This is a genomic window from Petrotoga miotherma DSM 10691, assembly GCF_002895605.1.
GTDB lineage: Bacteria > Thermotogota > Thermotogae > Petrotogales > Petrotogaceae > Petrotoga > Petrotoga miotherma.
On record NZ_AZRM01000038.1, the window covers coordinates 1 to 11177 of the forward strand.

The 11177-nt window shown below is 36.8% G+C and carries 9 protein-coding genes; all 9 read right to left on the reverse strand.

The annotated features are described in order from the left end of the window. Positions 1–62 precede the first annotated feature (62 nt). Positions 63–1097 (reverse strand): anthranilate phosphoribosyltransferase, encoded by a 1035-nt coding sequence (gene trpD / locus X928_RS07595; protein ID WP_103079196.1) that lies wholly within the window; start codon positions 1095–1097, stop codon positions 63–65. Continuing rightward, entirely contained in the window at positions 1090–1680 is a 591-nt protein-coding gene (locus X928_RS07600; RefSeq protein WP_211286503.1) for an anthranilate synthase component II, read from the reverse strand. The genes trpD and X928_RS07600 overlap by 8 nt, the downstream gene beginning before the upstream one ends. A gap of 1 nt (position 1681) precedes the next feature. Beyond that, on the reverse strand, positions 1682–3160 hold the full coding sequence (locus tag X928_RS07605) for an anthranilate synthase component I family protein (protein ID WP_103079198.1): 1479 nt from the start codon (positions 3158–3160) through the stop codon (positions 1682–1684). Positions 3161–3473: 313 nt separating this feature from the next. Then, entirely contained in the window at positions 3474–3647 is a 174-nt protein-coding gene (locus X928_RS10080; protein ID WP_169926341.1) for a hypothetical protein, read from the reverse strand. 94 nt (positions 3648–3741) lie between these two features. After that, positions 3742–4752 carry a mannose-1-phosphate guanylyltransferase gene (locus tag X928_RS07610; RefSeq protein WP_103079199.1) on the reverse strand — a complete coding sequence of 337 codons (1011 nt, stop codon included), beginning with the start codon at positions 4750–4752 and terminating at the stop codon, positions 3742–3744. A gap of 361 nt (positions 4753–5113) precedes the next feature. Beyond that, entirely contained in the window at positions 5114–7300 is a 2187-nt protein-coding gene (glgB, locus tag X928_RS07615; RefSeq protein ID WP_103079200.1) for a 1,4-alpha-glucan branching protein GlgB, read from the reverse strand. 251 nt (positions 7301–7551) lie between these two features. Continuing rightward, entirely contained in the window at positions 7552–8544 is a 993-nt protein-coding gene (gene dprA / locus X928_RS07620; protein WP_169926342.1) for a DNA-processing protein DprA, read from the reverse strand. 81 nt (positions 8545–8625) lie between these two features. After that, positions 8626–9324: a tRNA1(Val) (adenine(37)-N6)-methyltransferase gene (locus X928_RS07625; RefSeq protein WP_103079202.1), complete on the reverse strand. Its 699-nt coding sequence runs from the start codon at positions 9322–9324 to the stop codon at positions 8626–8628. Positions 9325–9597: 273 nt separating this feature from the next. Continuing rightward, positions 9598–11177, reverse strand: a 1580-nt coding sequence (locus X928_RS10085; RefSeq protein WP_169926343.1) for a hypothetical protein, incomplete at its 5' end; no start/stop codon positions are given.

An 11177-nucleotide genomic window follows, 5' to 3' on the forward strand; every position in this document is an offset into this window, starting at 1 on the left:
TATTTTAGCGCCCCTTCGCCCCGCGGCCCACCCGGCTCCCTGCCCTCTTTTTCTAAGGAAATCTAGGAAGTTTTTGCTTGTAAAGATAGAAAGTTAGTAAACTCTACCATCTCTTCCAATTTTTTCATCGCTTTTCCACTATCAATTATCTCTTGTGCATAACTAATGCCTTTTTCTAAACTGTTGACTTTGTTTGCCACATATAACCCGGCTGCCGAATTCAAAACGACCACATCCCTTTTGGGACCCATTTCACCGTTAAATATGTTTAATATTATTCTTCTATTTTCTTCTGCGCTTCCGCCTTGGATCTCTTGTATGATGCATTTTTTCAGCCCTAAATCTTCCGGGGATATTTCTAACTTTTCTATCTTACCTTCATTTAAAAACGCCACTTTATTCTTTCCTGACAGAGAAAATTCATCTATGCCTTCCGAACCATGAACAACCATCGCTCTTTTAACTCCCAAGTTATTCAAAACCTCTGCTATGGGGTAAACCAAGTTTGGATCGTATATACCCATTAATTGATATTTTACATTTGCAGGATTCGTTAAGGGTCCTAATACGTTAAAAATGGTTCTTATTCCTAATTCTTTTCTTGGTACAGCAGCATGTTTAGTAGCTTTATGAAAATCTTGAGCAAAAAGAAAGGCTATATTTATCTCTTTCAAACATCTTTCAATTGAAGAAGGGGGTAATGATATATTGACTCCAAGAGATTCTAAAACATCAGCACTCCCACTTTTACTTGATACAGATCTGTTACCGTGTTTTGCAACAACCACCCCAGCTGCTGCCAAGATAAAGGATACAGCGGTAGAAATGTTGAAGGTTCCCTTAGCATCTCCACCTGTTCCACATGTATCCATAAGTTCGCCGCTTTCAATACTTATTGGTGTTGCTTTTTCTTTCATAACTTTTGCACTTGCTGTGATTTCTTCCACCGTTTCTCCTTTCATATGCAGAGCAACTAAAAAACCAGAAAGTTGACTGTGAGTTACTTTACCTTCCATAATCATCTCCATCGCCTGTTCCATCTCGTCCAAGCTCAAATTTTCACCTTTTACAACTTTTTGAAGATAGTAATTAAACATAGCTGACACCCCTTTCAACTTTAATATTTACAAAATTCTCTATCAATTTCGGTCCCACTGTTGTTAATATAGATTCTGGATGGAATTGTACCCCATATATTTGGTAACTAATGTGCCTTAAGGCCATGATCTCTCCGTCTTGTGTAGAGGCGGTTATTTTTAATTCTTTCGGGAACATCTCGTTTGACACGATAAGTGAATGGTATCTGGTAGCTTCAAAGGGGCTATCTATACCTTGAAATATATCCTTTTTTTCTTTGATATATATCTTAGAAGTCTTTCCATGGAATATCTCTTTTGCTCTGACAACCTTTCCATTGAAAGCCTCGGCAATGCACTGATGGCCTAAACAGATTCCAAGAATTGGAATTACTCCTTTGAAGTGTTTAATCATTTCGATGGAAATCCCAGCATCTTTGGGAATACCTGGACCCGGAGAAATTATTATGTGAGAAGGCTTGAGCATTTCAATATCTTTTACAGTTACTTTGTCGTTTCTATAGACCAAAACATCATCGAACTCACATGCTGTTTGATATATGTTGTAGGTGAATGAGTCGTAATTGTCTATCAAAAGAATCATCTCAACAATCCCCCTTTTCTAAAGATTTGAACATCGCCATTGCTTTGTTGACTGTTTCATAATACTCATTTTCACCGATGGAATAAGATACTATCCCAGCACCAGCTTGTATCCTTACTTCATTTTCTTTGCATACCATCGTCCTGATTGCGATACTTGTATCTAAATTTCCTTTTGTATCAATGTAACCAACTACACCGGCATAGATTTCTCTTGGTTCGTCTTCCAATTCATCAATTATTTCAATTGCCCTAATCTTTGGTGCTCCTGATACAGTCCCCGCTGGGAACAAAGATTTCAATACATCAAGTGAGTTTAAATAATCCTTTTTTAAACCTTCAACTTGCGAATAGATGTGCATCACATGTGAATATTTTTCAATTCCAAAAAATTTTGTGACCTTAACACTTCCTTCTTTACATACCCTGCCTAAATCGTTCCTTGCAAGATCAACCAGCATTATGTGTTCTGCCCTTTCTTTCTCATCACTTAAGAGTTCTTTTTCTATGACTTCATCTGCTTTGGGAGTTTCCCCCCTCTTTCTTGTACCAGCAAGGGGCCTGGTGATTACTCTTTGTCCTTCAACTTTTACGAGCATTTCTGGAGAAGAGCCAATAATGGTTGCTTCTGGAAAATTAAGATAAAACATGTAAGGTGAAGGGTTTATCTTTCTTAGATTTTCATATATTTCAAAAGGATGTTGCGTTATTTTGCAAGAAAACCTTTGAGATAAGACGATTTGAAAAGCCTCACCAGCGTTTATATAATTTTTTGTTTTTTCTACTTTTTCAATGAATTCTTCTTTACTTGTGTGGTGTTTGATCTTCAATTTGACTTGATCATTGTTTCTTTCTTCTTCCTTTTGAGTAGAAGTTTTTTCTAAATCTTTTAATATCTGATGATTTTCATGTTTAGCCAAAGAAATTCGACTTTCTATATCTTCCTCTGATCCACTATCGACAACATTTACCAAATACCCCACTTTTTCACTTTGATCTAATATCAATGAGATTCTTGGAAACACTAATATAGATAGTGGTAAATCTCCATGTTTGAGATCTTTATCCATTTCATTATGGTATATATCTTCCCAAATAGAAATAATCTCATAACCGAAGTATCCGACAAAACTTGCAAATAAATCTGGGATATTTAGAATACTTTCATACTGAATACTTTCTAACTGTTCCTTTAAAAAAGATATGTAATCTGTACTTTCATCAAGAAAAGTTTTGCCTTTTTCAAAAAAATTAAGTTTCGTCTTATTCTTGGCGATATAATTTAATTTCACGACTTTTAATGGAGTGATTCCTATAAAGGAATACTTTTTTTCGTTGATCGAAAGATTTTCTAGTATAAACGAATATGGATTATTTAAAGCAATTTTTTTATAAATTACCATCGAATCAGGATTTTCAACGTTTATTTTTTCTATAATTGGTAAAATTGATTGATTTATTACAGACTTTTTTGTATACATATTCCCCTCCTTCTCAACCTTAATTTTTACTTAGTTTGTGCCTTTAAAAAAATAAAAGGAGGTCCTTTATCCCTTTTTTAATAGGAAAAAGACCTCCTAAATTAAAAAAGGGCATCCCTTCAGGGATGCCCTTTGATTACTTTCTAGGCAGATTCATAGAGGCACCCCTATCCGAGATGCCACCACCAATTAATTATATTTATTGTATTGTTTTTTAACTTGAGTGTTTTTAAAAAAAGATTTTCTTGATCTAACATGCTATTACCCCATTAATATCAATTTAATCTCAGTATAACATACTTTTTTAACCTTGTCAAGTGAGGTGTGTGATCTTTTCTTCTAATCTTTTATCAAAGTGTTCTCCAAATCTTTGGTTTAGAATTTCTATGATTAATTCTCTTTCACTTTCAAGTTTCCCTTTTCTTTCATCTTCTAATTTAGCTTTTTCTCTGCCTCTTTTTGTTATCTTTTCTAATGTGTCAAACATACTTGGTACCTTCATTTCTTCTAACTTCTTGTACCATTCCTCTACCCCTCTAAAGTCAAGTAAAAGGGCTTCGTTCTGGAGTCCCTCATTATTTTTAAAATTTCCCCATTTTTTTCAATTTTTCTGATATTTTTCTTACGTCTTGTGAGTGTTCTTCTTTTGTGATTAAGATACCGTTTTCTCCTTCAATGACTATAATATTTGATAATCCAACTATTCCTACAAATTTATCGGATTTAACGAACACATTTCTCCCATTTATGACTTCAACGTTTTCGTTGTTGTCTGAGTATCCTTGCAGTTCCCTTACTGATACCCAGTTTCCTACATCAGACCATACGAAATCTGCTTTAACTACATAGACTTTATCAGATCGCTCTAATAGGGCGTAATCAATGCTTATTTTTTCGACAGTGGGCATGATTTTTCTTAAGTTCTCTGTGTCCCATGGAGAGATGTTTATGAGTTTGTTATAAATATCAGAAGAATGTTTTTTCATTTGTTCTAAAAATATGCTTTTTTCCCATACAAAGATCCCGCTGTTCCAATAGAAGTTGCCTTTTGATAGAAAGGTTCTAGCTTTTTCAGGGTCTGGTTTTTCTTTGAATGAATTGACTTTGTAAGTTGAGTTGTTTATTGGTTTTCCTGCTTCTATATACCCGTAACCAGTTTCTGGTCTGGTTGGAGTAATACCTAAGGTAAATAGTCCATCGAGTTCTTGTGCGCCTTGTATTGCCTTTGATAGAGTGTCCCAAAATTTTGATTTGTCAGGTATGTAATGGTCGGCAGGGAGTATTGTTACAATCTCATCATCTTGGGCTGTTAGAGTTCCTATCATACAAGCTGGTGCGGTGTTTCTTGGAATTGGTTCTAAGATGATGTTTTCTTTAGGTATTTCTGGAATTTCTTTCATCGTTAGTTGTTGATATTTTTCTGATGTGATGATAAAGATGTCTTTGGGCTCCATTTTGTAGCACATTCTTTCATAGGTTTCTCTTATGAGGGTTTTGTCTGAGAAAAGTTTTAGGAATTGTTTTGGTGTTTTTGAGTTTGATAGAGGCCAGAATCTTTCTCCTGAGCCTCCTGCAAGGATTATTGCTTTCATAATTAACCTCCCCTTGTAGCTTTTAGCGCCCCCTTTGCCCCGCAGCCCACCCTTTTTAGGAAGGGACCTACGGTCCCTTAAACCCAAATATTAAGGGGTAACCCCCTTAAGATCCCCAAGTTCAAAATCAAAGTTTATTATGAAAAAGCTTTTTGCACAAAGCTGTAAAAGGGCTTCGCCCTGTAACCCTTTTAAAAGTAGAGTGTTTTTTGTGAGCTGCGCTTAGTCGTTATTTGCGCCCCTTCGCCCCGCAGCCCACCCATAAGGAAAATGTTCTTTGTTAGCACCCTACCCCCGCTCCGCACCCGTTTAAGGAAGGAGGATAGGAATTCGCACCATTCCGTCCATAAGGAAGGGACCTTTATTTTATTAGGAATTTGAAATATAGTCCACCTAGAGGTGGTAGTGTGAGTATTATGGATTGTTCTCTTCCGTGCATGGGTATGTCTTGGGAGTATACTTCTTTTGGGTTGTCTACTCCGCTTCCGTAGTATTGTGCCCAGTCGGTATTGAGTATTTCTTGGTATACTCCTTTTTTTGGTACGCCTATCCTATAGTTATCCCTTGGCACTGGTGTGAAATTGAAGACACAAACGATGATTTCATCTTCATTTTCTGATTTTCTTATAAAGGATATTACACTGTTGTCTGCATCGTTGAAATCTATCCATTCGAAACCTTCGTAACGGTGATCAATTTCAAATAATGCGGGATGATTTTTGTACAGCATATTTAAATCCTTTAAAAATAGTTGCGTTTTTTTATGAGGTTCGTATTGTAATAGGTGCCAGTCTAAACTATGGGAACAGTTCCATTCTTTTCTTTGGGCTATTTCACTTCCCATAAAGAGTAAATTTTTTCCGGGATGGGCAAACATGTAGGAGTAAAAGAGCCTTAAATTAGCAAACTTTTGCCAATCATCACCTGGCATTTTTTCCAAAAGGGACCTTTTGCCATGTACGACTTCATCGTGAGAAATAGATAAGATAAAATTTTCAGAAAAAGCGTATACTAGGGAGAAGGTAAGGTCATTTTGGTGGTATCTTCTAAATATCGGGTCTTTGCTAAAGTATCTGAGTGTGTCATTCATCCAGCCCATGTTCCATTTGAATGCAAAGCCCAAACCTCCCTCATGAACCGGCGTAGTTACCCCGGGAAATGCCGTAGATTCTTCTGCAATGGTTACAATTCCTGGGAAGTATTGATAGGTAATGGTGTTAAGATGCTTGATAAAATCAATAGCTTCAAGATTTTCTCTTCCGCCGTATTTGTTGGGAATCCATTCTCCATCTTGTCTGCTGTAGTCTAAGTATAACATTGAAGCTACGGCGTCTACCCTTAATCCATCGATGTGGTATTTATCCAACCAAAATAAAGCGTTTGCCAATAGGAAGTTTTTAACTTCAGTTCTTCCGTAATTGAATATGTAAGTTCCCCAGTCTTTATGTTCTCCTAATCTGCTGTCAAGGTGTTCATAAAGAGCCGTGCCATCGAATCTTCCCAAAGCATGCGCGTCCTTTGGAAAGTGTCCAGGCACCCAGTCAACGATGACACCTATACCTTCTTGGTGCATTTTATCGACAAAGTACATGAAATCTTCCGGCTTTCCAAACCTACTTGTTGGAGCATAGTAACCTGTTACCTGGTATCCCCAAGAGATGTCCAAGGGGTGTTCGCTTACAGGTAATAGTTCTATGTGGGTGAAATGGTTTTCTTTAAGGTATGCTGAAAGTTTTTCCGCTAGTTCCCTATAATTTAGAAATTGATTTTCTTCTTTTCTTGCCCAGGAGCCTAGATGGACTTCATAGATTGACATCGGTTCTTTTATCCAATTTTTATTTTTTCTTTCTTCCATCCATTTGGAGTCGTTCCATGTGTGTTTGTTTTGTATGTCGTATACAATGGCGGCTGTTTTGGGCCTTACTTCAAAGTAAGTTCCGTAAGGGTCTGTTTTTAGTAATAGGTCTCCATTTTGAGTTTTGATTTCAAATTTGTATAAGTCTCCTTCAACAACATCGGGAACGAAGATTTCCCATATTCCTGATTGACCTAAGACCCTCATTTGATGAATTCTTCCGTCCCAATTGTTGAAATTTCCAACCACGCTGACTCTTTTAGCGTTTGGTGCCCACGTTGAGAATAAAACCCCTTCGGTTCCGTTTATTTTCATTGGATGTGCACCTAGTTTTTCGTATATTTTGTAATGGTTTCCTTCGTTGAAGAGATATCTGTCGTATTCAGATATAACCGGCAAAAAAGAGTAGGGGTCTTTGTAGGTCCAGGTGTTGTCGTTGTGATCTGTGCATTTTATTTCGTATTCAAATATTTGGGATCCTGGGATCTTTTTTTCGAAGAGTCCAGCTTCATGGATTTTATCGAGTTTGATTGTGGTTTTTTTAGAAATCAGATATGCTTCTTTTGCAAAGGGTTGTAGAACCCTTATGACTAAGTTTTCTTTGTCGAGTTCTCTTAAGCCTAGATAGATAAAGGGGTCATGACACTCGGCATTAACAAGCATATTTATTTCTTTTTCCGTTAGTATTGGCATGTGTTGCCACCTCCTTTTGTGTTAGCGCCCCTTTACCCCGCTGGGTGGGAGGGCTTCGCCCTGTGACCCTTTCTTATTTTTGGGAAATAATTTTTATTATAAGCTGCGCTTAGTCGTTATTAGCGCCCTTTCACCCCGCAGCCCACCCATAAGGAAAAGAGCGTTTGTTTGGGGCCCCTCACCCCACAGCCCACCCATCTAAGGAAGGGAAAGCGATTTGCCCCGTGATCCATAATTTTTGAAAGTTTTATTTAATTTATGGTAAAGTATGTACCGTTTTCTTGGGAGAGTTTCCCGTCTATTTCTAGTTGCATTATAGTGGATAATATTGTTGAGACGTCTTCTTTTAAGGTTTCACATAGTGAGTCTAAGTTATTCTTGCCTTCGTTTATTAGTTTTAGTATTTTTTCTTTTACCTCCATTTCTTCAGGATTTTCAGAGGAACTTTCCTGTTCTAAGTTAGTTATTCCAAATAACTCTTTAAGGTGTTGTAAAGAGATTATGGGGGTGGCGCCAGAGTAGATTAGATAATTAGTCCCGTATGAATTTAACCTTGTTATATCCCCTGGTACGGCTAATACTTCTCTTCCGTAATCGAGTGCGTATCTTGCGGTTATCAATGATCCACTTTTTTTAGCGGCTTCAATGACTATGGTTTTTTCAGATAGAGCTGCAATTATACGGTTTCTGTAGGGGAATGTGTACTTTGTTGCCCTGGTACCTGGAAAATATTCTGATATTATTAGTCCTTCTTCTTTTATTTTGTTGTAGAGTGATTCGTTTGATTTTGGGTATATTATGTCTACCCCGTTACCGAGAACGGCGATCGTTTTTTTGGCGTTCCTTTGGGCTATCGAATCTATTCCATATGCCATTCCACTTACGACGGTGTATCTGCTCAAGGTTTTGGCAATTTCAATACATATAGATTTTCCATAATCTGTGGCTTTTCTTGTTCCAACAATCGAGACCGTTTTATTTTTTAAAAGTGTTGGATCACCGAAATAGTAAAGAATTACTGGAGGGTCATTGATGTTTTTTAATAGATCTGGATATTCTTCGTCCCAATAAGTGATTATGCCTAAATCTTTTATTTTGTCTAAGCTTTGAACGATTTTTCTTTTGTTTTCTTCGAATTCTTCTTTGAATAATGTGGGTGATGTGTCTGTTTCTGTGTATTCTAAGAGTTCTTTGTTGGATTTTTTATATACTTCTTTGAGGGTTATGATGTCTAGTATGTTCAATGGTTGTGAAAGCCTCCTTCTTTGATGAGACTTGGTATATTTAGCGCCCCTTCGCCCCGCAGCCCACCCCACAGTTAGCCCTTAGCCCTGCTCCCTACCCCATTCGGAGAAGAAGATTGGAGGGTGAATGAGCAGATTCCTACCTCCGTTTTTTCTGAATGTCAAAGAGATTAGTTGGGCGTCTTTTTCTTTGTTTCCGTAGGCGATATATATGTGTTGAGGTTCCAAATTATTCTTTTCTAATACTATTAATACGTCTGAAAGAACGTAAGGATGAATTATAAAACAGCCCAAACCTTTGTTTTTTAAAAGATATTTTGAAGCATATAAGAAGTCTTCTAATACCTTTAAATCTTCAGCTGATCTGGCGATTTTTCTATCGCTGATTTGACTTTTTAATCCATCAAAGTAGTGTGGAGGATTTGAAATTACATAGTCTACAGATTCAGTGTCAAAATGGTTTTTGACGTTGTTTACTTCTATATTGAGGAATTCTACGTTGTTTATTTCGTTTATTTCTTTGTTTTGCAAAGAGAATTCATATAGATCTTTTTGTATTTCTATGCCTATGATTTTGCTATTTTTCAACATTTTCCCAATTACGAGACTGACGTGCCCTATGCCACTTCCGAGTTCGACAATGGTCGATTTGTCTTTAGCTGGATGAGTGGATAATAATAGTACACTTGCGTGTGTTGGGAGATGATGTTTGTTTGGGGTTTTTAGTTTTAGTGATCTGTAAATTTGGTCTATTTGATGGATTTTGGTGGTTGTGTCCATTGTTAGCGCCCCTTTGCCCCGCAGCCCACCCTTTTTAGGAAGGACCTGCGGTCCCTTAGATCCCGCTCCTCGCTTATCTAAAGAAGGGAATTTGTGGTCCCTTTGCCCAACTGGTTCGAGAAGGGCTTCGCCCTGTGACCCTTTAGAATCAAATTCTTATTTTTGAGAAATGATTTTTTGTGAGCTGCGCTTAGTCGTTATTTGCGCCCCTTTGCCCCGCAGCCCACCCATAAGGAAAAGAGTTTTTACCCTTTCATCCCACAGCCAACCCTTTTATTCCTTTTGAAGGAATATTGAATATTCTCCCACATTTAGTCTTTCTATTTTAGAATCAATGCTGTTCATGAATGAGAATGTTTCAATGTTCATTAATTTTATAGTAGAAGTTTCCATTATTGTTCTGCTGTTTATAGAAGAGTTAAAAAGATCTATTGTTGAGTTTTTGAATAAAGATTCCGCTACGTTATTCAACAATATTTCTTTTAAGTAGGTATTATCGATATAAACACCTGATGAGTTCGTTATTTTAACATAGTCGGATATTGATGAGTCGTAAAGACAAATTCTTCCTATACTTTGTATGTCAATTGAACTGTAATTATCAAGGTTTGAGTTTTTAAGAAATAATAATTTTCCTTTGCCTGTAAATTTGATGTTTTCAAAGTCTGTGTCATAAGAGATTATGGTTCCACCGTTGAGTGCTATTTCCCCTTCTCCAAATATATGAGTTTTATCAAATCCTGGCATTAAAAACATTAGTCCTTCAACAACCGCGGTGGCACCGTTATATAATCTGATTTGGTTTCCAGATTCAACCAAAAATGTTTTTCCTTCTGGGATGAGTATATCAGTATCTATAACAAAAGGCGTGTTAATTTGTGGCAAGAAAAGGTTTTTATCTATTTTGCTTATCGTACCAGAGGCATATGGAACAAGAGCCTCTGAGAGAGTGATTACCGGATCCGAAGGGAAACCGTATGTTCCATTGTTGGTAACTTTTCTTACAAAAATAATATCATAATTTGGGTTTTCAAGGAATGTATTTTTTAATTCAAAAACTTTTTTCCACCCAAATATTTCATCATATCTTTCAACAACGTAATTTTGATAGTTGGGATCAAATCGCCAAGATATGTAATCCAAATCTTCAGAGATTAGCCGTGCCGTAATTTCAGGTGGGGTAGGGATTTGATTGTCAACGTTTAAATTTACAAATTTTTCGGTTTTATTTTTGTTTGAATCAAAAACAATCATAGTTGCATTGGTTGTTGGCTTTAGTAACAAGTCTGATGGGTATTTAATCTCATTTCCATCGTCTATGAGAACCAAAAAGTTATCATCCCAGTCGTCAGAAATCTTCATGTCGATTTCTGAAAAAAGATTAACCCTTATAATATCTGAATCTATAACCGGAGGTTTGTCAATATCCGTATTTATTTCGATCTTGTGATTGTAAGTGTTTTTGACATCATCTTTGAACTGTAGAATGTAATTTTTAATTCCGGAATTTTTGGTCATTTTTATTGAGAAACTGTCTTGTAACAAAGTCGAAGAGGCTAATTCTGTTTCGTTGTAGTATAAGGAGACTATAGAAAAGTCTTCTTCATCTACTTTGTATTCTAAATTTAAATTGCCTGCTGAGAGTTCTTGGTTGAAATATGATGGTTTTGGTGGAGTGGAATCAAAAGTTATGTTTGTGGCATATTCAGTGATAATTCTATTTTTGTTATCTAAAAATTTGATATTGATTGTGTGGATGCCATCACCGATGTTGGATAGTGCCCCTTCGCCCCGCAGCCCGCCCGTGAGGAAGGGTGTGTTTGTTAGCGCCCCTTCGCCCCGCTCCCCACCCA